This window comes from Nonomuraea sp. NPDC049714, from assembly GCF_044465295.1.
GTDB lineage: Bacteria > Actinomycetota > Actinomycetes > Streptosporangiales > Streptosporangiaceae > Nonomuraea.
Map to the genome: position 1 here is coordinate 1,098,351 of NZ_JBITLM010000001.1, position 21,917 is coordinate 1,120,267.

Here is a 21,917-nt window from a genome sequence, read left to right on the forward strand (position 1 = left end):
CCGGTGCTTTCCATGCTTGTACTGCCCATCACGCCCCCTCCCGACTCTTAAGCGCTCACTGTGGCCAGCGCGCTCTCCAGCGTGAAATTCCGGGCGTACAGGGCTTTGCCCACGATGGCGCCTTCCACGCCGTCTGGAACGAGACAAGACAGTGCGATCAAGTCATCGAGGGAGGAGACTCCGCCACTGGCCACGACGGGCTTGTCGGTGCGGGCGCACACCTGCCGCAGGAGGTCCAGGTTGGGGCCGCGCAGGGTGCCGTCCTTGGTGACGTCGGTGACGACGTAGCGGGGGCAGCCGTCCGCCTCCAGCCGGTCCAGCACCTCCCACAGGTCGCCGCCCTCCTCGGTCCAGCCGCGCGCCGCCAGCGTCGTGCCGCGCACGTCCAGGCCGACCGCGATCCGGTCACCGTGCTCGGCGATGATCTCGCGGCACCAGGCGGGGTTCTCCAGCGCGGCCGTGCCGATGTTGACCCGGCGGCAGCCGGTGGCCAGCGCGGCGGCCAGGGAGGCGTCGTCGCGGATGCCGCCCGACAGCTCGACGTTCACGTCCAGTTTGCCGATCATCTCGGTGATCAGCTCGCGGTTGGAGCCACGGCCGAAGGCGGCGTCCAGGTCGACCAGGTGGATCCACTCCGCTCCGGCCTCCTGCCAGGCCAGCGCGGCGGCGAGCGGCTCACCGAAGCCGGTCTCGGTCCCGGCCTCACCCTGCACCAGGCGCACGGCCTGGCCGTCCGCCACGTCCACGGCGGGGAGCAATACGAGCGACATCAGGTCCTCCGGTCGAAAGCGAGAGTCACGAGAACAGGAACCAGCAGCAGGGAGAAGATCAGCACGCCGAAGCTCAGCAGCGCCGACCCCCAGATGAACCAGGCGAGCACCTGGACGATCACGAAGGCCAGCGCGACGACCGCGTTCTGGGCACGCTGACGGCGGGCGATCAGCCCGCCCTGCCGGGCCAGGCGCACCGGGCGCGGGGTCAGGCGCAGGATCACCGCACGGCGGCGTGCCCTGCGCGCCTGACGCTCCGCGTTGCGCCGGATGGCCAGCGCGCGCTCCGCCTCGCGCACGGCGCGACGGTGCGCCCGCTCCTTACTCAACGGTGCCGAGCCAGTTTTCCAGCAGCGCGGCCCCGGCGTCACCGGACTTCTCCGGGTGGAACTGGGTCGCCATGAGCGGGCCGTTCTCGGCGGCGGCCACGAACGGCACGCCGTGCTCGGCCCAGGTCACCACCGGCTCGGCGAAACCGTCGCCGGGCCGCAGCTCCCACTCGCGCACGCCGTAGGAGTGCACGAAGTAGAAGCGGGTGGCGGGGTCCATCCCGGCGAACAGCACGCTGCCCTCCGGCGCCTTGACGGTGTTCCAGCCCATGTGCGGCAGCACCGGCGCCTCGAGCCGCTCGACCGTGCCGGGCCATTCGCCGCAGCCCTCGGTCTCCACACCGTGCTCGACGCCTCGGGCGAACAAGATCTGCATGCCGACGCAGATGCCCAGCACCGGCCGGCCACCGGCCAGCCGGCGGCCGATGATCTGGTCGCCGCGGACGCCCTTGAGGCCGGCCATGCACGCCGCGAACGCGCCGACGCCGGGCACGACCAGCCCGTCGCAGTCGAGGGCCGCGTCGAAGTCGGCCGTGACGGTCACCTCGGCGCCTGCCCTGGCCAGGGCGCGCTCGGCCGAGCGCAGGTTGCCGGAGCCGTAGTCCAGCACCACGATGTTCTTCACCACCACAGCACCCCCGCCGTTACCGCCATCACCGCGCCGACGCCACAGAGCGCCGCGCCGATCTTGAGCCCTTGCTTGGCCAGCGAGATCACGCCGCCGATGAGGAACAGCCCGACGAAGAGCAGCGCGATCGCGATCACGTTCTCGGTCATAGGACTCCCTTGGTGCTCGGCACTCCCGTCGCCCGCGGGTCGAGCTCGGAGGCCGCCCGCAGCGCCCTGGCCAGCGCCTTGAACTGGGCCTCCACGATGTGGTGGGCATTACGGCCGTAGGGCACCCGCACGTGCAGGCAGATCGCCGCCTGGGCGACGATCGACTCCAGGACGTGCCGGGTCATCGTCGTGTCGTAGTCGGGGCCGATCATCGGCGCCATACCCTCGGGCTCGGTGTGCACGAGGTAGGGGCGGCCCGACAGGTCGACGGTCACCTCGGCGAGCGACTCGTCCAGCGGGCAGGACGCGTTACCGAACCGCCTGATGCCCGACTTGTCGCCCAGCGCCTCACGGAACGCCGCACCCAGCGCCAGCGCGGTGTCCTCGATCGTGTGGTGAGAGTCGATGTGCAGGTCGCCCTCGGTCTTGACCGTCAGGTCGAACAACCCGTGCTTGCCGAGCTGCGCCAGCATGTGATCGAAGAAGCCCACCCCGGTGGACACCTCCACCAGCCCGGTGCCGTCGAGGTTCACCTCGACCAGGACGGACGTCTCCTTCGTCGTACGCTCGACGCGACCTACGCGACTCACAGAATCCCCTCCAGGGCGGCACGGAAGGCCGCCATCTCCTCGCCGGTGCCGATCGACACCCGAAGCCATTGTGGCGGCCCGACCTCGCGGATGAGCACGCCCCTCGCCAGCAGCCCCTCCCACACCGCGCGCCGGTCGGGAAACCGCCCGAACAGTACGAAGTTCGCGTCGGAGTCGGCGACCGTCAACCCCTTGTCGCGCAGCCACCGGACCGTGTCGTCGCGCTCCCGGCGCAGCGCGTCGACCGTGCCGAGCAGCTCCGCGCGGTGCCGCAGCGCCACGCGCGCCGCCGTCTGGGTGAGCGTCGACAGATGGTACGGCAGGCGCACCAGCAACAGCGCCTGCACCACGGCCGGGTGCGCGGCCAGATAGCCCAGCCTGGTGCCGGCCATGGCGAACGCCTTGGACATCGTCCGCGTGACGATCAGGCGCGGGTGGCGCGGCAGCAGGGTGAGCGCCGACGGCGTGCCCTGCCGGGCGAACTCGGCGTAGGCCTCGTCCACCACGACCATCCCTGGGGCGACGTCGAGGACGGCCTCGATCGTCGACAGCGGCTGCGCGGTGCCGGTCGGGTTGTTGGGCGAGGCCAGGAAGACGATGTCGGGACGGTGCTCCCCGATCGCCGCGACGGCCTTGCCGGGGTCGAGCGAGAAGTCCTCCTCCCGGACCGCCTGGATCCACTCGGTGTTGGTGCCGGTGGTGATGATCGGGTGCATCGAGTAGGAAGGCTCGAACCCCAGCGCCGTGCGGCCGTGGCCGCCGAAGGCCTGGAGGATCTGCTGGAGGACCTCGTTGGAGCCGTTGGCGGCCCACACCTGCTCGGCGACCAGGCCGTGCCCCAGGTAGGAGGCCAGGTCGGCGCGCAGCGCGCCGGCGTCCATGTCGGGGTAGCGGTTGAGGTCGCCCGCGGTGCGCCGGATCTCCTCGGCCAGGTCGCCGACCAGCTCCGGGGAGGGCGGGTAGGGGTTCTCGTTGGTGTTGAGCCGGACCGGGACGTCGATCTGCGGCGCGCCGTACGGCCTCTTGCCCCGCAGGTCGTCGCGGATGGGCAGGTCGTCGAGGTTCACGAGGGCACCTGCCAGTCGAAGCGGGCGCGGACGGCCGCACCGTGAGCGGGAAGGTCTTCGGCGTCGGCCAGGACGGACACGTGCGCCGCGGCCCCGGCCAGGGCCTCGCGGGTGTAGTCGACGACGTGGATGCCGCGCAGGAACGACTGCACCGACAGGCCGCTGGAGTGGCAGGCGCAGCCGCCGGTGGGCAGCACGTGGTTGGACCCGGCGAGATAGTCGCCGAGCGAGACGGGCGCGTAGGGGCCGACGAAGATCGCGCCGGCGTTGCGGATCCGGGCCGCCACCGCGGCGGCGTCCTCGGTGTGGATCTCCAGGTGCTCGGCGGCGTAGGCGTCGACCACCTGGATGCCCTCCTCGACGCCGTCGACGAGGACGACGGCCGACTGCCGTCCGCCGAGAGCCTCGGCGATCCGCTCGGAGTGCCGGGTCGCCGACACCTGGCCGGGCAGCTCCTTCTCGACGGCCTCGGCCAGCTCGACGCTGTCGGTGACGAGCACGGCCGCCGCGATCACGTCGTGCTCGGCCTGGCTGATCAGGTCGGCGGCCACGTGGACCGGGTCGGCGGTGTGGTCGGCGAGGATGGCGATCTCCGTCGGGCCGGCCTCGCTGTCGATGCCGATGCGGCCCTTGAGCAGCCGCTTGGCCGCCGCCACATAGATGTTGCCGGGCCCGGTGACCATGGTCACGGGCTCGCACTCCTCGGTGCCGTAGGCGAACATGGCCACGGCCTGGGCGCCGCCGACGGAGTAGACCTCGTCGACGCCCAGCAGCGCGCACGCGGCGAGGATCGCCGGGTGCGGCAGCCCGCCGTGATCCTTCTGGGCCGGACTGCTAACGGCCAGCGAGGGCACCCCGGCCTCCTGGGCGGGCACCACGTTCATCACCACGCTGGAGGGGTAGACGGCGCGGCCGCCGGGGACGTAGAGCCCCACCCGGTCGACCGGCACCCACCGCTCGGTCACGGTGCCGCCGGGCACCACCTGCGTGGTGACGTCGGCACGCCGCTGGTCGCGGTGGACCAGCCTGGCCCGCCTGATCGACTCCTCGAGCGCCGCCCGCACCTCGGGCCGCAGCTCCGCCAGCGCCCTGGCGATCGCCGCACGCGGCACCCGGGCGCTCTCGATCTCGACGCCGTCCAGCTCGGCGGTCAGCTCCCGTACGGCTGCCGCCCCGCGATGGCGCACGGCCTCGCAGATGGGCCGCACCTTCTCCAGGGCGGCCTCTACGTCGAGCTCGGCGCGGGGCAGCACGTCGCGCAGGTCCGCAGGGAGGGAACCTCGCATGTCGATACGGGAAATCACCCTCATAGTTTACGGAGTCCAACCCGTGAATCCCGTTCCGTCCACCATCCGGACAACGGCGTGGCGTATCGTCCCGGCTTCGGGCGTGTCCCGCGCCAGATTTTTGACGGGAGCTTTGTAGGCTCTTGTCTTTTATGTCCGTTCCCGTACTCTTTGCACATGGGAGTCTGGCGCGGCCCGAACGGCATCCTGGTGGAAGCGATCATGCTTGACGACCGGCCGACGCTGCGCGTCTCGCACCTGGTCAACGGGCACGTCTACCTGCAGGGCTACTGCGCCTCGGTCGCCGAGCTCGGCCGGCACGGCGTCGACCTCGCGCAACTCGTGGAACAGCCCCGGGACGCCGAACATTTGACGTGACCAGCCGCACTGCGACCGCGCGAGGAGGGGTATGGCAGCGTGCATGGCGTCGCTGCCGACCTACGCGCCGATGCTGGCCCAGCTCGGCTCCCTGCCGTCCACGGACGAGGACGAGTGGGCCGTCGAGATGAAGTGGGACGGCGTCCGCGCCCTCGCCTACCTCTCCGACGGCGCCGTACGCCTCATGTCACGCAACGGCAAGGACATCACCGCCGGCTACCCCGAGCTGCAGCTCATGGCGGGGGCCACCGGCCGCCGCCCGGCCGTCGTCGACGGGGAGATCGTGGCCTTCGACGAGGCCGGGCGCCCCAGCTTCGGCGCCCTCCAGCCGCGCATGCACCAGCGCAACCCGCTCAGCGTCGCCGAGCTGGCCAAGACCGTGCCGGTGACCTTCATGGCCTTCGACATCCTGCACCTGGAAGACGGCGGGGCCGGCGGGAGCACGATCGCGCTGCCCTACACCGAGCGGCGTGAGCTGCTGGAGGCCACCTTCGTGCCCGGATTCCGGTGGCAGGTGCCCGTGTGGTTCCGCGACCACGCCGAGGACGCCTTCGGCTTCTCCCGGCGGCTCGGGCTGGAGGGGGTCGTGTGCAAGCGGCTGACCTCCCCCTACAGGCCGGGCAAGCGCACCTCCGAGTGGACCAAGGTGAAGAACGTCAGGGCCGTCGAGGTGGTCATCGGGGGCTGGAAGCCCGGGGGCGGGCGGCGCTCCGGGACGATCGGCTCCCTGCTGCTCGGCTCGTACGACGACGGCGGACGGCTGCTCTACGTGGGGCATGTGGGCACCGGGTTCACCCAGGCGATGCTCCGTGACCTGCACCAGCGGCTGGCCCCACTGCGACGGCCCGACCCGCCCTTCGACGAGCCGGTGCCGCGCGAGTTCGCCCGCGACGCGCAGTGGGTGGAGCCGGTGATGGTGGGCGAGGTGCAGTTCGCCGAGGTGACCGGGGACAACAGGTTGCGCCACCCCTCCTGGCGCGGACTCCGCCCCGACCGCGACCCCCGCGAGGTGCGCGCGACCGGCGGCGAGGGGCCCGGCGACGCATCCGCCGTCGGCTGAACGACCGAACGGCCGGGCCGGGCACGGGGGCCGGGCGTCACCCCTTCCGGCCCGCCGGTGGGGCGACCGGCCCGGTGGCGTCCGTCTGGGACGGCTCGGTCAGGGTGCGGGCGAGCAGCCAGGCCAGCACCGGGAACGGCACCAGGCACGCCAGCGCCACCCGCAGCGACACCGCCTCGGCCACCATCCCCACCAGCGGGCTGGCCAGCCCGCCCACGCTCACCGCCAGCCCCAGCGTGACGCCGCCCGCCGTGCCCACCCGGCGCGGCAGGAAGTCCTGCCCCAGCGTCACATGCAGCGAGAACGGCGCGTAGAGCGTGATCGACGCCGCCGCGATGAAGACGTACGCCCCGATTCCCGGCGCCGGCACCACCCCCGCCACGGCCGGCACGGCGGCCGCGTACGCCAGCCGCATCGTGCGCACCCGGCCCCAGCGGGCGGCGAGCCTGCCGCCCAGCACCGTGCCCACGGCGCCCCCGGCGAACAGCACGAACAGCGCCACCGCCCCCGCCGCCCCGCCCCCGAGGTAGAGGGCCACGAACGTGCTGAGCCCGACGTACACCACCGACCGGAAGACGATCACCAGCGACAGGCGGACGAACGACGGCCAGTCGTCACGGCCGGCGGGCGGCGCCGCGCGGCCCGCCCGCGCCGGCCCGGTCACGGAGCGGAGGACGGTGAGCGTCAGCAGCGCGCCCGCCACGGCGGGGATCACCAGGTACGGGGACGCGCCCAGCCCGCCGGCCGACAGCAGCGGCGTGACGACGATCGGCGCGGAGGCGAACCCCAGCGTCCCGCCGAGCGAGAACCAGCTCATCCGCACGTGACTGCCCTGGCTGGCGATCCTGGCCAGGCGAGCCGCCTCCGGATGATAGGCGGCCACGCCGAGCCCGGACAGCGCCACGGCCAGCCAGGTCAGCGCGTACGAGCCCGCCACGCCGCTGAGCGCCACCCCGAGCCCCGCCGTGGTCATGCTGACCGGGATGAGCCAGGGCATCCGCCACCGGTCGGTCAGCGCGCCGAAGACGGGCTGGACGACCGACGACAGCAGCGTGGCGGCCAGCACGACGCCCGAGGCGGCCACGTACCCGTAGCCGCGCCCGGCCACGAGGAACGGCACCAGCGCCGGCACCGCCCCCTGGTAGACGTCGACGCAGGCGTGCCCGGCCGCGAGAAGCGTGATCCTGTTCGACTTCACGTTCCGATGGTGGCCCGCGGCGCCCTGGCATGCTTCCGATAAAATGCCAATCCATGCTGGAAATTCGCCATCTGTCGCAGGCGCCCACCGGCAGGCGCCCGCTGGCGCCCGGCGGCGGCATCGGCGCCCACCGGCACGACACCCACCAGATCGTGTACGCCTGCCGCGGCGTGCTGTCGGTCACCACCGACGCCGGGACGTGGGTGGCCCCGGCGAACCGGGCCATCTGGATACCGGCCGGCACCGTGCACGAGCACCGCGCCCACGGCAGCACCGACCTGCGCCTGGTGGGCCTGACCGGCGACCCGCTCGGGCTGGCCAGGCCCGCCGTGCTCGCGGTCGAGCCGCTGCTGCGCGAGCTGATCATCGCCTACACGGCGGACCCGGGCGACGGCGCGGAGCGGGACCGGCTGCTCGCCGTCCTGCTCGACCGGCTGCGCCGCTCCCCCGAGCGGCCGTTCCACCTGCCGACCGCCCGGGATCCACGGCTGGCGGCCGTCTGCGCGATGCTGGGCGACGATCCGGCCGACGGCCGCACCCTGGCCCAGCTCGCCGCCCAGGCCGGCACCAGCGGCCGCACGCTCGCCCGGCTCTGCCGTGCCGAGCTCGGGATGACGTTCCCGCAGTGGCGCACGCAGCTCCGGCTCCAGCGCGCGCTGCTGCTCCTGGCCGACGGGATGAGCGTGACGGCCGTCGCGCACCGCTGTGGCTGGGCCTCCGCCAGCGCCTTCATCGACGTGTTCCGGCGGGCGCTCGGGTACACCCCAGGCCGCGCCTTTACATTGTAGATTCGCTACACTGGAGTGCTGTGAGCAAGAAGACCAAGGGCGGCGGCACCCCCGCGACCGCGGCGCTGACCCAGGCCGGGGCGGAGTTCACGCTGCACCCCTACGAGCACGACCCCGCCGCGCAGGCCTACGGCGAGGAGGCCGCCGACGCGCTCGGCCTGCCGTACGAGCGGATCTTCAAGACCCTGGTGGCGGAGCTGGAGAGCGGGCTCGCGGTGGCCGTCGTGCCGGTGTCGGGCAAGCTCGACCTCAAGGCGCTCGCGGCGGCGCTCGGCGGCAAGCGGGCCGCCATGGCGGACGCCGCCAAGGTCGAGCGGGTCACCGGCTACGTCGTGGGCGGGATCAGCCCGCTCGGGCAGCGCAAGCGGCTGCCGACCGTGGTGGACGCGTCGGCGCTGGAGTTCGGCACGATCTTCTTCTCGGCGGGCAAGCGGGGCCTGCAGATCGAGACCGCCCCCGCCGACCTCATCCGCCTCACCGAAGCCGTGACCGCCCCCATCGGCAAACCCGCCTGACCGGCCGGACTCACGGAGACCGTGCTCGACCGCCCGGCCTGGCCGGCGTGGGCTCGACGGCCCGCTTCGGGCGGGCTCACCTGTGGTGGCGGTCGCGCCTGCCGTGCGCGGGTTCGCGTCCGTGGTCGCGTCGCACGCGCGGAAGCCGCTGCCTGGCCTGTGGCCGCTCACGTCGCGCCTGTGGATGCTCCCGGGCCGTCCTCGGATGCTCACGGGAGGCCCGTGGGCGGTCGTGACGCGGGCGTCGTGGGTGCTCGCCTCGCGGATGATCGGCGTCCGGCCGTGCCCGGCGGGCGCGCGGCTCGCCACGACCGCGGTCCGGACGTCCCAGCAGCCACTCGAACAGCCCGCCGTGCCGCCTGGAGTGCGCCCTGTGCCCCCCGCGGCGGCGGCCCCGGTCCTCGCGTGCCTCGCGCTCCTCGGCCTCCTCCAGCCCCGGCGTGTGCCCGCCGCCGAAGCGTGACATGTCCGGCCCGGGGAAACCCTTCGGTTCCGTGTCGCGCAGCGCGTCGCTCATCGAGTCCACCCAGATCGGCCCCGGCAGCGACGCCCCCTGCACGGAGCCGTAGTACTGGTCGCCGATCTGCACCCCCGTCAGCGGATGCTTGTAGGAGCCGCGGATGTCGCCGACGCTGACCGCCGCGGCCAGGTGCGGCGTGTAACCGGCGAACCAGGCCGAGGTGTAGCCGTTGTTGGTGCCCGTCTTGCCCGCCGCCGGCCGACCGAGCCCCTGCCCCCGCATGGTGCCCTTGTCGAAGACGCCCTTCAGGACGTGGTTGACCGCGTCGGCGACCTGCCGGTCGATGACCTGGTCGCAGGCGGGTGACACGGGGGTGCGCCCGCCGTCCCTGCCGACGATCTCCACGATCGCGAGCGGCCGGCAGTACCTGCCCCGGGCCGGGAACGTCGCGAAGGACGCCGCCACCGTCAGCGGGTCCATCTCGTTCACGCCCAGCGTGAACGTGGGCACCTCGCGCAGCGGCGTGCCGTCGGCCCTCCTGACGCCGAGCTGCCGGGCCGTCCTGACCACGTTGCACAGGCCGACCTTGCGCTCCAGCATCATGTAGAAGATGTTGACCGACTGCCAGGTGCCGGTCTCGATGCTGTACGGCCCGCCCTTGCCCTCGCCGCTGGCGTTGTGGATGCTCGTCCCCGGCGCGTTGACGGGCCGGCCCGCACAGTCGCGGTAGCCCTCCGAAGGCTCCAGCACCCCCGGCGTGTCGAAGCCGTCGCCGAACTTCCAGCCCTGCTTCAGCGCCGTGGCCAGGGTGAACACCTTGAACGTGGACCCGGCCTGGAGTCCCTGGCCGCCGCCGTGCCGTACGTCGGCGACGAGGTTGAAGGTGGTCCTGGGGCCGTTCTTGTGGTCGCCCGGGTTGCGGCCGAACCTCTTGCTCGCCGCCATCGCCCTGACCCAGCCCGTGCCCGGCTCCACCATGGCCTCGGCGGCCACCTCGGTGTCCGCGGGCGCGACCCGCTGCCGGATCGCCCGCTCCGCCGCCCGCTGCGCCACCGGGTCCAGGCTGGTCCTGATCACCAGCCCGCCGCTGGCCATCCGCGACCGCCGCGCCGTCGCCGTGCTGCCGAACGCCTCGTTCGTCATCAGCTCGCGGTGCACGTACAGGCAGAAGTACGGATGGTCGCTCTGCGCGCAGCCGCCGGGCTCGGGGCGCAGCCTGATGGCGAGCTTGCTCCGCTTGGCGTCCGCGGCCTCCCGCTGGGTGATCAGGTTCAGCCCGGCCATCCGGTCGAGCACGAGGTCGCGCCGCGTCTTCAGCTTCGCCCGGTGGGCGTCGCCGAGCGAGGGGTCGGTCGAGTACGGAGTCCGTACGGCGCCCGCGAGCGTGGCCGCCTGGGTCAAAGTCAGGTCGGCGGCCGTGGTGGAGAAGAAGCGCCTGGCCGCCGCCTCGATGCCGTGCGCCCCGGCGCCGAAGTAGGCGATGTTCAGATATTTCTCCAGGATCTCGTCCTTGCGGTACTTCTTCTCCAGCGCCAGCGCGAGCCGCAGTTCGCTGATCTTGCGGGCGAGGTTGGGCGCGCGGGCCCGGTCCCGCTCGGCGTCGGTGCGTGAGCTCTCCACCAGGATGTTCTTCACCAACTGCTGGGTGAGCGAGGAGCCGCCCTGCCTGATGCCGCCCGCCTGGGTGTTGGTGAGCAGTGCCCGGAGCGTGCCGATCACGTCGAGCCCGCCGTGCTCGTAGAAGCGGGCGTCCTCGATGGCCACGATCGCTTTGCGCATCACCGGCGCGACCTTGGCCAGCGGCACCGCCGTCCGGTTCGCCTCGTAGAACTGGGCGAAGGTCCGGCCGTGGATGTCCACCAGCCGGGTGACCTGCGCAAGAGGTTCCTCGCGGGGCGCCGGCGGCAGGTCGAGGAAGGTGGTCGCGACATTCTTCGTGGCGAGTCCGGCCCCGCTGACCACGGGGGCGGCCATCGCCGCCACCAGCACCCCGCTGAGCGCCCCCGCCACCCCGAGCCGGGTGATGGATTTGAGCACAGTCACGCAGATGATCTGCTTCCAGAAGATCAGCGGGAAACGCCCGGCTGTTGATTCTTTACCGTCCTCGGCGGATGTTCAGACCAAGGGACTCGAACTGCTCGAACGGCTGGTGGTAGCCGCGTTCGATGTGGTGCACCCCGCGCAGCGTGGACGGCCCGTCGGCCACCGCGGCGGCCAGCACGGCGGAGAAGCCGGCCCTGATGTCGGGCAGCGTCACGTCGGCGCCCCTGAGCTGGGAGACGCCCCGCACCACCGCCGAATGCCTGGCGTTGGTGTCGTGGTAGCGGCAGGCCGGGCCGCCGAGGCACTGGTCGAAGACCTCGATCTCGCAGCCCATGCTCTTCAGCGCGGGCACGTACACCAGGCGGTTCTCGAAGACGGTCTCGTGCAGCACCGACATGCCCTGGCTCTGCGTGAACAGCACCATGAGCGGCGTCTGCCAGTCGGTCATGAACCCGGGGTGGGTGTCGGTCTGCACGGCCGCGGCGCGCAGCCCCTCGGGCGGGGCGGTGGCGCACAGGTACTCGTCGTTGATGGCGAACTGGGCGCCCATCCTGGCCAGCGTGGTGATCGCGGTCACCAGGCGGTCCTGCGGGCACCCGTGCACCCGCACCTCGCCGCCGGTGATCAGGCCCGCGACCAGGTAGGAGAACGCCTCGATGCGGTCGCCGGCCAGCCAGGTGGAGGCGCCGCGCAAGCGCTCGACGCCCTCGATCACGATCCTGCGGTCGGGCGACAGCTCGATCCTGGCGCCCATCCGCTGCAGGAACAGCGCGAGCTCCACCACCTCGGGCTCCATCGCGGCGTTCTTCACCACGGTCTTGCCCTCGGCCAGCACGGCCGACATCAGGATCGTCTCGGTCGCGCCCACGCTCGGGTACGGCAACTCCAGCCGGGTGCCGTTGAGCCGCTTGGCCTTGGCGAAGATGCCGGTGTCGCCCACCTCCACCTCGGCGCCCATCGCCCGCAGCGCCTCGACGTGGAAGTTGACCGGCCGCCGCCCGATCGGGTCGCCGCCCACCAGCGGCACGAACGCCTCCCCCGCCAGGTGCAGCAGGGGGCCCAGCATGAGGATCGGGATGCGGTTGAGCCCGGTGAACGCGTCGGGCACGCGCGGCCTGATCTCGGGGCCCGGCTCGATGCGGATCTCCGTACGGCCGATCTCCACGTTGATGCCCAGGGCGGTGAGCATGTCCGCGGTGATGCCCACCTCGCCCACCTCGGGGGCGTTATGGATAGTGCTCTCGCCGCTGCCCAGCATGGCGGCCACCATGTGCTTGGACACGCCGTTCTTGGAGCCGCGCACGACGACGTCGCCTCGCAGCGGGCCAGAGGGTTCGATGTGCCAGAGCTTCTCTTCAATCACGAAGTGAGCCTAACCGGGAGATACCATCGATCTGGTTCGGACGCCGATGTGAAGGGGAGTGGCGTGGCGAGGCAAATTCGCGCTTTCGCGGTCACCGTCCTCACACTCGCCGCCCTGGGAGTCCCCGCCGGGCTGGTCTGGTCCGCCCTGTCTCCCCGGCCGCCCTACCGGATCACCGACCAGGCCTCGGTGCTCGCCGATCCCGCGACGCAGACGCTCATCGCCGCCGACGGCTGGTTCGCCACCATCACCGGCGGGCTCGGCCTGGCCTGCGGCGCGCTGGGCTGGTTCCTGAGCCGCCGTCGGCAGCTCGCCGTGCTGCTCGGCCTGTGCGGCGGCGGCGTGCTCGCCTCGTTCGTCACGCTCTGGACGGGCACCACGTTCACCCTCGGCGTGGTCGCGGTGGAGGCGTCGGCCGCGCCCGGCGTCACACTCGTCGCCGGGCCGCTCGCGCTGACGGCCGACGGTGTCCTGGTGTCCTGGCCGCTGCTCGCCGTCGGCCTGTTCGGGCTGCTCGAAGGCATGCACGGCTATCGTGAGTCGCCGCTGCGCACTCCGTACGGGATCGGCCCGCGAACGCCCGCGGCGGACCCGTACCGGATCGGTGAGCCACCGCCGCGCGGCGACTAGAGCGGCGGGCGGCGCTCGCCGAACCCCGTGGCGCGCTCGAACGCGCGCGCCACGCGCAGCACGCGGGCGTCGGCGAAGGGACGTCCGACGATCTGCACCCCGACCGGCAGCCCCGACGGCGTGAACCCGGCCGGGACCGACGCCGCCGGCGCGTGCAGGACGCTGATCCAGTAGGCCGAGCGCATCCACGTCAGGTAGTCAGGGAGCGGGACGCCGTTGATCTCGCGGACGTACGGGTCCTCGACGGGGAACGGCGGCACCTGGCTGACCGGCGCGATGAGCACGTCGTAGCGGTCGAAGAAGGCGGCCATCCGCTGGTAGAGGCCGCTGCGCGCGCGCTCGGCGCGGGCCAGGTCGGCGCCGGTGACCTGGCGGCCCCGCTCGACGTTCCAGGCGGTGTTGGCGCCCAGCCCCTCCAGCTCGCCGTAGGACAGCGCGTAGAACCAGGCGCGGTAGGTGCGGAAGGCGTCCTCGGCGTCCGACAGGTCGAGCTCGACCTGCTCGACGTGCGCGCCGAGCCGCTCGAAAACGCCCGGCGCGGTCGCGGTGACCGCCGCGGTCGCGGCGTCCACCGGCAGCCCGCCCAGGTCGGGACTCCACGCGACGCGCAGCCCCGCCACGCCCTCCTCGGGCTCGGCGGCGAACCTCTCCATGATGGAGTACGGGGAGCGCGGGTCGAATCCGGAGATCACCGACATCATCAGCGTCAGATCCTCGACCGTCCTGGCCATCGGCCCCTGCACCGACAAGGTGTACCAGGCGGCGGTCTCCGACGGGCTCGGCACCCGCCCCGGCGTCGGCCGCAACCCCACCACATTGCAGAACGAGGCCGGGTTGCGCAGCGAGCCGCCCATGTCGGAGCCGTCGGCCAGCGGCACCATCCCGCAGGCCAGCGCCGCCGCCGCGCCGCCGCTGCTCCCCCCGGCGGACTTCGACAGGTCGTACGGGTTGCGGGTCACCCCGAACACCTCGTTGACCGTGTGCGACCCGGTGCCGAACTCGGGCGTGTTGGTCTTGCCCACGCTGATCGCCCCGGCCTGCCGCAGCCGCCGCACGATCACGTCATCCTTGTCCGGGATGTTTCCGGAGAAGAGCGGCGAGCCGTACGTGGTGCGGATCCCGGCCGTGTCCACCAGGTCCTTGTGCGCCACCGGCACCCCGTGCAGCGGCCCCACCGGCTCCCGCGCGTCGGCGGCCACGGCCGCGGCCATCGCCCGCTCGGCCGCCAGCGTCACGATCGCGTTGACCCGGGGGTTGACCCGCTCGACCCGGTCGAGGTGGGCCTGGAGCACCTCCACGGCGCTGACCTGCCGTGCCCTGATCAGGCGCGCCAGCTCGGAGGCGGTGAGGTAGTGCAGCTCGGTCATGCCGCGACCCCGCCCCACTCGCTCCCCCGCCACGACGGCGAGGAGTCGCTGGACGACATGGAGCGGCGCCTCCGATCCGATCCGGTGTGCGCTTCGACTCTAGTGGTCCCGGCCGACACTTCGGGCGCCGGATGCGACGGCGTGCCGGAGCTGCCCGCGCCGCTCCCCCCGATATCGTCGACGTCACCCACTGTGACGAAGGAGACACTGCGTGCGCGCGGAGACGGACGAGGGCTACAGCAAGGCTCTGGGCAACCGGCAGGTCCAGATGATCGCCATCGGCGGGGCGATCGGGGTGGGCCTGTTCCTCGGCGCCGGCGGCCGGCTCGCCGCCACGGGCCCGGCGCTCGTGCTGTCGTACGCCGCCGCCGGGATCGCCGCGTTCTTCGTCATGCGGGCCCTCGGCGAGCTGGTCCTCTACCGCCCCGCCTCGGGCTCCTTCGTCGAGTACGCGGGCGAGTTCGTCGGGCCGTGGGCGGCCTTCGCCAGCGGCTGGATGTACTGGATCAACTGGGCCTTCACCGGCATCGCCGAGCTGACCGCGATCGCCCTGTACGTCCATTATTGGGCGCCCGCCTTCCCCCAGTGGGTGACGGCGCTGATCGCGCTGGGCTTCGTGCTGGTGGTGAACCTGCTGTCGGTGAAGCTCTTCGGCGAGCTGGAGTTCTGGTTCGCGATGCTCAAGGTGCTGGCCATCGTCACGTTCCTGGTGGTCGGGCTGGTCCTGGTGGTCGCGTCGGTGGGCCAGGCCGGGCCGCACAACCTCGTCTCCCACGGCGGGTTCTTCCCCACCGGGTTCCCGCTGGTGCTGATGAGCCTGCAGTCGGTGGTGTTCGCCTACGCCTCCATCGAGCTCGTCGGGATCACCGCGGGCGAGACCGCCCGGCCGCACGAGATCATGCCGAAGGCGATCAACGGCGTGGTGTGGCGCATCGCGATCTTCTACGTGGGCTCGGTGGTGCTGCTGGCGATGGTGCTGCCGTGGACCGCGTACGAGGCCGGCACCTCGCCGTTCGTCACGGTCTTCGCCGGCCTGGGCGTGCCGTGGGCGGCCGACGCGATGAACCTCGTGGTGATCACCGCCGCGCTGTCGTCGTGCAACTCGGGCCTGTACGCCACCGGGCGCATCCTGCGGTCGATGGCCCGCAACCGGGAGGCGCCGCGCTTCACCGGGACGCTCAGCGCCCGGCACGTGCCGATCGGCGGGATCGTGTTCACCGCCGCCATGTTCCTCGGCGGTGTGGCGCTGTTCTACTTCCTGCCCGAGCGGGCCTTCAACATCGCCACCGCCGTCGCCTCGCTCGGCGTGGTCACCACCTGGGGGACGCTGGTCTACTGCCAGCTGCGGCTGCGGAAGTCGGGGCACCGCTCGTCGTTCCCGATGCCGGGCACGCCGTACACGAACTGGCTGACGCTGGCCTTCCTGGCGCTGGTGGTGCTGCTGATGCCGTTCGCCGACGCCGACCAGCGGGTCGCCTTCTTCCTCGTCCCCGTCCTGATCGGGGCGATCGCGCTCGGCTGGCTGGTGCTCAGCCGCAGGCGCGCGGCCGCGGCGGCCGCCGCGGCGACGGCGAGCCCGGCGGTCAATCCCGCCGAGTGAACGACGCGCCGGTCGCGCGGCGTCCCGGGCCGCGCGGATCTACTCTCGAAGGCGATGGCCGACGACCCGGGGGAGATCGCGCTGGACGAGAAGACGCGAGCGGCGCGCGGGATCGCCGGAATCGCCGACCTGGCCGGAGTGATCAGAAGGGCCGCGGCGACCAGGATGACCGGGGTGGCCGGGATGGTCGTCGCGGCGGGGCTCGGCGTGACGCTGGCCCTGGCGGCGTTACCGCTCGGGCTCCCGGCCTGGCTGGGCTGCGCCGTGCTCGGCGAGGTCTGTGAGGGCGGCGAGGAGCCGCCCGCGCTCCCCCGGCTGACCCGCCTGACGCCGGCGCAGGTCGCGCTCTCAGGCGGCTACGTGGCGCTCGGCGACTCCTACTCCTCGGGCGAGGGCGTCTACGTCGCCGGCGGCGCGCCGCTGAACGGCGGCGCCGACCGCTGCCACCGCGCCGAGGGCTCCTACGTCCCGCTGGTCGCGGGCGCGCACCGCTTCGGCGGCGGCACCGGCTTCTGGGCCTGCAGCGGCGCCACCACCCGCCAGATCCTGCGCGGTCAGTACGGCCAGCGCCCCCAGATCAGCCGGGTGGACGCGACGACGAGCCTGGTGACGGTGAGCATCGGCGGCAACGACGCCGGGTTCGTCCCGGTGCTGACCGCCTGCATCGCCAAGCTGCCCTGGTCCTCGGCCTGCGTGGACCAGGAGGCCGAGGTGACGCGCCGCCTGGAGCGGTTGCGTCCCAGCCTGCGCGAGGTGCTGCGGGAGATCAGGAGCCGGGCGCCGCGGGCGCGCGTCATCGTGCTCGGCTACCCCCGGCCGTTCCCCGCCGGCCCGTCCGGCTCCGTCAGCAACCTCAGCGCCGCCGACCAGCGCTGGATCAACGCCATGACCCGGCGGCTCAACGACGTGGTGGCCACGGTGGCGGGCGAGTTCGAAAGACAGATCGTCGCCTTCGGCGCTCCGGGCAGTGTGGAGTACGTGGACGCCCACGAGGCGTTCGACGGCCACGAGGTGGGCAGCCCGCGGCCGTACGTGAACGGGCTGATGGTGAACCTCGGCGAGTTCACCGTCGAGCCGCGCAGCTTCCACCCGACGGCCGACGGCTACCGCCGCTTCGCCGAGCTCGTCAACCGGCAGATCGCCGCCGGACCGGGCCGCCCCATGAACGACTTCCGGCTCACGACGGCCGTCGTCAGCCAGTCGCGCGCTCCTCTGCCAGGTGCAGGCCCGCTTCGATGACCGCGTTCATGATCGGCGCCAGGCGCTCCTGGCCCAGTCCGGGGGCGCGCTGGGCCATCCGGGCCACCAGATCGCGCTCGCGGGCGTGGTCGCGGCCCGCGAAGCCGCCGACGGGCTTGAGCCGCTGCACGATGCCGGCCAGCTCGGCCCTGCGCTCCAGCAGGGTCGCCAGGGCGGCGTCGACGCGGTCGATGGCCTGCCTGCACTCGGGCAGCGTGGCCGGGGCCTCGGGGCGGAGCAGGGCGCCGACGAGGGTCACGGCCTCCTCCGCCTCCTGACGGCCCGCCGGGGTGCCGTCCACGATGAGCCCGTCCGCCCCAGCCGCCACCGCAGCCGTACAAAGACCGATATTTCCGGACACGTCGGCGAGGGCGGGGCGGCCGGACGCGGCCCGCGCGGCCCGCAGCAGGCCCAGATCCGAACGCTCGCAGAGGATCACCTGATCGTTGCCCTCCGCGACGCAGTAGTCCACCACGCCGAGCCACTCCGCCAGCGCCGCGCCGTGGCGGCGCTCCACCACCACCGGCAGCCCCAGCGCGGCCACCGCGCGCACCAGCGGGATGTCCCGCGTCCACGCCGCCCCGATCACCACGCCACGCGCCCGCGCCGCGATCACGGGCAGGTCGTCCACGCCGGCCGGCTCGGCCAGCGCGACCCCCTCGGGCAACAGCTCGCGGGCGTCGCCGCGCTGCTCGCGCAGGCTCACCCGATCGCCGATCACCACGGCGGGCCCGCCGCCCACGCGCTGCGCGCCCAGCGCGACCACATGCCGTTCCAAGGTCGATGACATCTCGGCTCCCCACTCGGCCGGCTCCCCTTGAGCCGGCGGAAAAACCAAAAAGGCAGAGACGCGGCGTCTCTGCCTTTGCCGACTCCAGGTGGTCGCTAGCTGACGACCGGCCCTCCCGGAGCCGGCTCGGTAAACACGTAGCGACAAGTCATGTCTGCACTTTACCAAAGGTCCGCAGAAAGTCCCGGCCTTCGAGGGATGGATGTGCGGTCCCTGGCAGGGCCTTCCCGCCGGTAGTCGGGGCAGCCAGGAGCGCGTGGCGCGAACCACGGACGGTCACGTTGGTCGGCGTTGTCGGTCGATGTATGCCGCGTCGGCATTCGTCTGGCGTGCCCATGGAGCAGCCGTTAATATGTTCGAGTTCGCAGAATGTATGCGAACCATTGCACACTGTTAGTTATTGCGTTGCGTAGTCATGAAGAGGGGTGGTGTTCGGTGAAGCTGCGCTACAACTATCGGTTGGATCCGGACGCGCCCCAGCAGGCGTCTCTGGCTCGGTTGTTCGGGTGTGTCCGGGCGGTGTGGAACGACGCGCTGGCCCGGCGCAAGGCCGCGTGGAAGAACGATCGAGCGCGGATCAGCGGCCCGGAGTTGCAGAAGATGTGCATCACTGCCGCCAAGCGGACTCCTGAGCGGGAGTGGCTCGCACAGGTCTCCCCGGTGCCGTTGCAGCAGTCGTTGCGGGACCTGGACGTGGCGTACAAGAACTTCTTCGACTCGGTGTCGGGCAAGCGCAAAGGCCCGAAGATGGGCCTGCCGGTGTTCAAGTCGCGACGTGATCACCGCCAGTCGGCCCGGTTCACCACCACCGCGTTCAGGCTCCGCCCCGGCGGTGCCGGGGATGCGTTGTATCTGGCGAAGATCGGTGAGATCGAGGTGCGGTGGTCGCGCGAACTCCCCGCAGCGCCGTCCAGCGTGACGGTCGTCAAAGACGCGGCGGGCCGCTACTTCGCCTCCTTCGTCGTTGAGGTGCCCGACGACGGCCAGACGCTCCCCCGCTGTGATGCGGAGACGGGGATCGATCTCGGGCTGACCCACTACGCGGTCACCTCCGACGGCGAGAAGATCGCCAACCCCAAGTGGCTGCGCCGCCGAGAGCGCAAACTGAAGAAACTCCAGCGTGCCCTGTCACGTAAGCGGAAGGGCAGCGCCAACCGCACCAAGGCCCGTATCAGGCTCGCCCGTCAGCATGCGAAGGTCGGCGACGCCCGCCGGGACTTCCTGCACCAGACCAGCACCACGATCGTCCGCGAGAACCAAGCGGTGGCGGTCGAGGGTCTGGTCGTGCGGGGGCTGGCGCGGGGCCGGCTGGCCAAGAGCGTCAACGACGCCTCCTGGGGCGCCTTCCTGCGCCTGCTGGAAGGCAAGGCCGCCCGCTACGGCCGCGAGTTCATCACCATCGACCGCTGGTACCCCTCCTCCCAACTGTGCCCCTGCTGCGGCCACAAGATCGGGAAACTCGCCCTGGACGTCCGCACCTGGGACTGCCCCTCCTGCGGCGAGCACCATGACCGGGACATCGCCGCAGCACTCAACATCCTGGCCGAGGGCATCCGCCTGAAGACCCAGAACGACCTGAACGACGTGAGGTCGGTGCACGACGTGGCCGCCGGGCTGGCGGACACCCGAAACGACTGTGAAGGGCAGGTAAGACCAGGCAAGGCGATCCCGAACCTGGCCCCGCCCGAAACCTCCACCGCGCAAGCGGCGTAGAAGCAGCAGTAAACACCCCGCCGCGAGGCGGGAGAAACCCGATCATTCATGACGGGGAGAAGTCAAACCTGGGCTCCACCTGCTGGACATGCTTCCCGAATGATGGACTGTCCTTGCGGCGAGTCGCCGTTGATCCCTCGCTATGGGAGTATTTCTTGGCCTAGAGGGAGGGTTTGAGGCCGTTGATGTCGGATCGCAAGCCGGACGGACGCCGCATCGCCGGTCGTTACCAGCTGCAGGAACCCATTGGCAAGGGTGGCATGGGCATCGTCTGGCGAGCCCATGACGAGCTCCTTGATCGCACTGTCGCGGTCAAGGAGGTCCGCTATGCCGCCGCTCTGGGTGACGAAGTGCAGCTGCTGAACCGGCGTACGATGCGTGAGGCGAGGGCGGCGGCCAGGTTCGAGCACCCCAACGTGATCGTCGTTCACGACGTGATCGAAGAGGACGACCGTCCCTGGATCGTCATGCAGCTCGTGGAGTCACGTTCCCTGGGAACGGTGATCAAGCAGGATGGGCCACTACCGCCACGAAAGGTGGCCAAGATCGGCCTGGCCGTGCTCGACGCCTTGCAGCGCGCGCACGAGTCGGGTGTGCTGCACCGCGACGTCAAACCCGAGAACGTGCTGCTCGCCGACGACGGCCGGGTGGTGCTGACCGACTTCGGCATCGCCACGCTGGAGACCGAGACGCAGCTGACGGTGACGGGCCTGGCGGGCACTCCGGCGTTCATCGCGCCGGAGCGGCTCAAGGGGCTGCCCGCGCGCCGCGAATCGGACCTGTGGTCACTGGGCGCCACGCTCTACACCGCCGTCGAGGGCCGCTCCCCGCACGAGCGCGGGATGGCCCTGGCGACCATGCACGCCGTGCTGACGGACGAGCCGGATCCCGCCACCCACGCGGGACCGCTGGCCTCGGTGATCGCCGGGCTGCTGGCCAAGGAGCCGGTCCAGCGCCTGTCGTACGACGAGGCGGCGCAGTCGCTGCGCCGGGTCATCTCCTACTCCGGCGACCCGGCACCGCTTCCGCAGGAGTCCCGGGCCCCGGCGACCATGGTGCAGCCGGCGGTCGAGGACGACATGCCGACGGACCCCGACCTGGCACCGGTCAGGAGCGCCCCGCCCGTCGCCGTACTACCGGAGACGGGGGCCCGGCTCCAGCCCGCCACCCAGGAGCCGCCGCCTCCGGGGGACCACCACCTGGAGACCGAGCCGAGCGGCTCCGAACGCCGGCAGGCGGTGCCCGTCATCGCCGCGGTCGCGGCGGTGGTGCTGGTCGCGGCCGTGGGCGGCTATCTCGGGCTGCGCGCGGCCCCGGACGACGGTCCCGCCGCCGACCCGCACTCGCTGGCGGTCAGCACGGGCACGTCGCAGCCCTCGTCCGGCGCCTCGGCGCCGGCGTCGGCGCCGTCGACGAAGCCCAGCGCCGAGCCCACCCCGTCACCGACCGCGACGCCCACCGACACCCTGACTCCCACGGAGCCGAAGGCGACGGAGGCCGCCCTGCCGGCCGGCTGGAAGCTCTACAAGGACAAGAAGCTCGACTTCACCATCGCGCTGCCGAAGGGCTGGGACGAGTACAAACGCGAGGGCAGCCAGGTCTTCTTCCGCGGGCCCGGCGCGGGCTCCAACGCGTTCATGGCGGTCGACAGAGCGTCGAACCCCGGCTCCGACCCGCTGGCGGACTGGAAGAAGCAGGAGAAGTCCGCCAAGCACAACTTCGGCGGCTACCAGTTGATCGGCATCAAGAAGGTCGACTTCCAGAAGGCCGCCGCCGACTGGGACTTCACCTGGAACACCAACACGGGCCCGACCAGGGTGCGCAACCGGGGGTTCATCACGGACAACGGCCGCGGCTACTCCATCTACTGGCACAACCTCAACAGCAGATGGAAGAAGGACTACCACTTCTTCGAGACCTTCTGCGCGACCTTCAAACCCGACCGGTAGGTGCG

At 71.9% G+C, this 21,917-nt stretch carries 21 protein-coding genes; 9 read left to right on the top strand and 12 right to left on the bottom strand.

Features of this window, described 5'->3' with window-relative positions:
- Positions 1-47: 47 nt before the first annotated feature.
- Genes priA through hisD form a run of 7 tightly spaced genes read right to left on the bottom strand, consistent with a single transcriptional unit; the run spans position 48 to position 4,837 of the window.
- A complete protein-coding gene (gene priA, locus ACIBQX_RS05265) occupies positions 48-770 on the bottom strand; it encodes a bifunctional 1-(5-phosphoribosyl)-5-((5-phosphoribosylamino)methylideneamino)imidazole-4-carboxamide isomerase/phosphoribosylanthranilate isomerase PriA (protein WP_397000796.1) in 723 nt (240 codons plus the stop codon).
- Positions 770-1,069 (bottom strand): hypothetical protein, encoded by a 300-nt coding sequence (locus tag ACIBQX_RS05270; protein WP_397000798.1) that lies wholly within the window; start codon positions 1,067-1,069, stop codon positions 770-772. Before ACIBQX_RS05270 ends, priA begins: the two co-directional genes overlap by 1 nt.
- 22 nt (positions 1,070-1,091) lie before the next feature.
- Positions 1,092-1,727 carry an imidazole glycerol phosphate synthase subunit HisH gene (hisH, locus tag ACIBQX_RS05275; protein WP_397000800.1) on the bottom strand — a complete coding sequence of 212 codons (636 nt, stop codon included), beginning with the start codon at positions 1,725-1,727 and terminating at the stop codon, positions 1,092-1,094.
- Positions 1,721-1,876 (bottom strand): hypothetical protein, encoded by a 156-nt coding sequence (locus ACIBQX_RS05280; protein WP_397000802.1) that lies wholly within the window; start codon positions 1,874-1,876, stop codon positions 1,721-1,723. The genes hisH and ACIBQX_RS05280 overlap by 7 nt, the downstream gene beginning before the upstream one ends.
- Positions 1,873-2,466: an imidazoleglycerol-phosphate dehydratase HisB gene (gene hisB, locus ACIBQX_RS05285; protein WP_397000804.1), complete on the bottom strand. Its 594-nt coding sequence runs from the start codon at positions 2,464-2,466 to the stop codon at positions 1,873-1,875. Before hisB ends, ACIBQX_RS05280 begins: the two co-directional genes overlap by 4 nt.
- Positions 2,463-3,533 carry a histidinol-phosphate transaminase gene (locus ACIBQX_RS05290; protein WP_397000806.1) on the bottom strand — a complete coding sequence of 357 codons (1,071 nt, stop codon included), beginning with the start codon at positions 3,531-3,533 and terminating at the stop codon, positions 2,463-2,465. The genes hisB and ACIBQX_RS05290 overlap by 4 nt, the downstream gene beginning before the upstream one ends.
- On the bottom strand, positions 3,530-4,837 hold the full coding sequence (gene hisD / locus ACIBQX_RS05295) for a histidinol dehydrogenase (RefSeq protein ID WP_397000808.1): 1,308 nt from the start codon (positions 4,835-4,837) through the stop codon (positions 3,530-3,532). The genes ACIBQX_RS05290 and hisD overlap by 4 nt, the downstream gene beginning before the upstream one ends.
- 159 nt (positions 4,838-4,996) lie before the next feature.
- Here hisD and ACIBQX_RS05300 point away from each other — a divergent pair, with 159 nt between their 5' ends.
- Both ACIBQX_RS05300 and ligD read left to right on the top strand, forming a co-directional pair.
- On the top strand, positions 4,997-5,197 hold the full coding sequence (locus ACIBQX_RS05300; RefSeq protein ID WP_397000810.1) for a hypothetical protein: 201 nt from the start codon (positions 4,997-4,999) through the stop codon (positions 5,195-5,197).
- 31 nt (positions 5,198-5,228) lie between these two features.
- Entirely contained in the window at positions 5,229-6,257 is a 1,029-nt protein-coding gene (gene ligD, locus ACIBQX_RS05305; RefSeq protein WP_397000812.1) for a non-homologous end-joining DNA ligase, read from the top strand.
- A gap of 37 nt (positions 6,258-6,294) precedes the next feature.
- Here ligD and ACIBQX_RS05310 read toward each other — a convergent pair whose 3' ends face one another.
- On the bottom strand, positions 6,295-7,455 hold the full coding sequence (locus ACIBQX_RS05310) for an MFS transporter (RefSeq protein ID WP_397000813.1): 1,161 nt from the start codon (positions 7,453-7,455) through the stop codon (positions 6,295-6,297).
- A 53-nt stretch (positions 7,456-7,508) separates the two neighbouring features.
- On the opposite strand from ACIBQX_RS05310, the gene ACIBQX_RS05315 reads away from it, so the two are divergent.
- Together ACIBQX_RS05315 and ybaK are read left to right on the top strand one after the other, a co-directional pair.
- On the top strand, positions 7,509-8,243 hold the full coding sequence (locus tag ACIBQX_RS05315; RefSeq protein ID WP_397000815.1) for an AraC family transcriptional regulator: 735 nt from the start codon (positions 7,509-7,511) through the stop codon (positions 8,241-8,243).
- A gap of 20 nt (positions 8,244-8,263) precedes the next feature.
- Entirely contained in the window at positions 8,264-8,758 is a 495-nt protein-coding gene (gene ybaK / locus ACIBQX_RS05320) for a Cys-tRNA(Pro) deacylase (protein ID WP_397000817.1), read from the top strand.
- Between the two features lie 76 nt (positions 8,759-8,834).
- Here the strand turns inward: ybaK and ACIBQX_RS05325 are convergent, their stop codons facing one another.
- Both ACIBQX_RS05325 and murA read right to left on the bottom strand, forming a co-directional pair.
- Positions 8,835-11,261, bottom strand: coding sequence for a transglycosylase domain-containing protein (locus ACIBQX_RS05325; protein ID WP_397000819.1), 2,427 nt, complete (start codon positions 11,259-11,261; stop codon positions 8,835-8,837).
- A 52-nt stretch (positions 11,262-11,313) separates the two neighbouring features.
- Positions 11,314-12,624, bottom strand: coding sequence for a UDP-N-acetylglucosamine 1-carboxyvinyltransferase (gene murA / locus ACIBQX_RS05330; RefSeq protein ID WP_397000821.1), 1,311 nt, complete (start codon positions 12,622-12,624; stop codon positions 11,314-11,316).
- 63 nt (positions 12,625-12,687) lie between these two features.
- Between murA and ACIBQX_RS05335 the strand changes: the two genes are divergently transcribed.
- A complete protein-coding gene (locus ACIBQX_RS05335) occupies positions 12,688-13,254 on the top strand; it encodes a hypothetical protein (RefSeq protein ID WP_397000823.1) in 567 nt (188 codons plus the stop codon).
- Here ACIBQX_RS05335 and ACIBQX_RS05340 read toward each other — a convergent pair.
- Complete coding sequence (locus ACIBQX_RS05340) at positions 13,251-14,621, bottom strand: amidase (RefSeq protein WP_397000825.1); 1,371 nt, start codon at positions 14,619-14,621, stop codon at positions 13,251-13,253. The two genes, ACIBQX_RS05335 and ACIBQX_RS05340, sit on opposite strands and share 4 nt — an antisense overlap.
- A gap of 211 nt (positions 14,622-14,832) precedes the next feature.
- Between ACIBQX_RS05340 and ACIBQX_RS05345 the strand changes: the two genes are divergently transcribed.
- Together ACIBQX_RS05345 and ACIBQX_RS05350 are read left to right on the top strand one after the other, a co-directional pair.
- Entirely contained in the window at positions 14,833-16,221 is a 1,389-nt protein-coding gene (locus ACIBQX_RS05345; protein ID WP_397000827.1) for an amino acid permease, read from the top strand.
- A 54-nt stretch (positions 16,222-16,275) separates the two neighbouring features.
- Positions 16,276-17,460, top strand: coding sequence for an SGNH/GDSL hydrolase family protein (locus tag ACIBQX_RS05350; protein WP_397000829.1), 1,185 nt, complete (start codon positions 16,276-16,278; stop codon positions 17,458-17,460).
- On the opposite strand, the gene ACIBQX_RS05355 is transcribed toward ACIBQX_RS05350, so the two are convergent.
- Positions 17,414-18,250: a chorismate mutase gene (locus ACIBQX_RS05355; protein WP_397000831.1), complete on the bottom strand. Its 837-nt coding sequence runs from the start codon at positions 18,248-18,250 to the stop codon at positions 17,414-17,416. The two genes, ACIBQX_RS05350 and ACIBQX_RS05355, sit on opposite strands and share 47 nt — an antisense overlap.
- 435 nt (positions 18,251-18,685) lie before the next feature.
- Here ACIBQX_RS05355 and ACIBQX_RS05360 point away from each other — a divergent pair, with 435 nt between their 5' ends.
- Both ACIBQX_RS05360 and ACIBQX_RS05365 read left to right on the top strand, forming a co-directional pair.
- Positions 18,686-19,963, top strand: coding sequence for an RNA-guided endonuclease InsQ/TnpB family protein (locus tag ACIBQX_RS05360; RefSeq protein ID WP_397000833.1), 1,278 nt, complete (start codon positions 18,686-18,688; stop codon positions 19,961-19,963).
- 185 nt (positions 19,964-20,148) lie between these two features.
- On the top strand, positions 20,149-21,912 hold the full coding sequence (locus tag ACIBQX_RS05365; protein WP_397000835.1) for a serine/threonine-protein kinase: 1,764 nt from the start codon (positions 20,149-20,151) through the stop codon (positions 21,910-21,912).
- Positions 21,913-21,917: the final 5 nt, after the last annotated feature.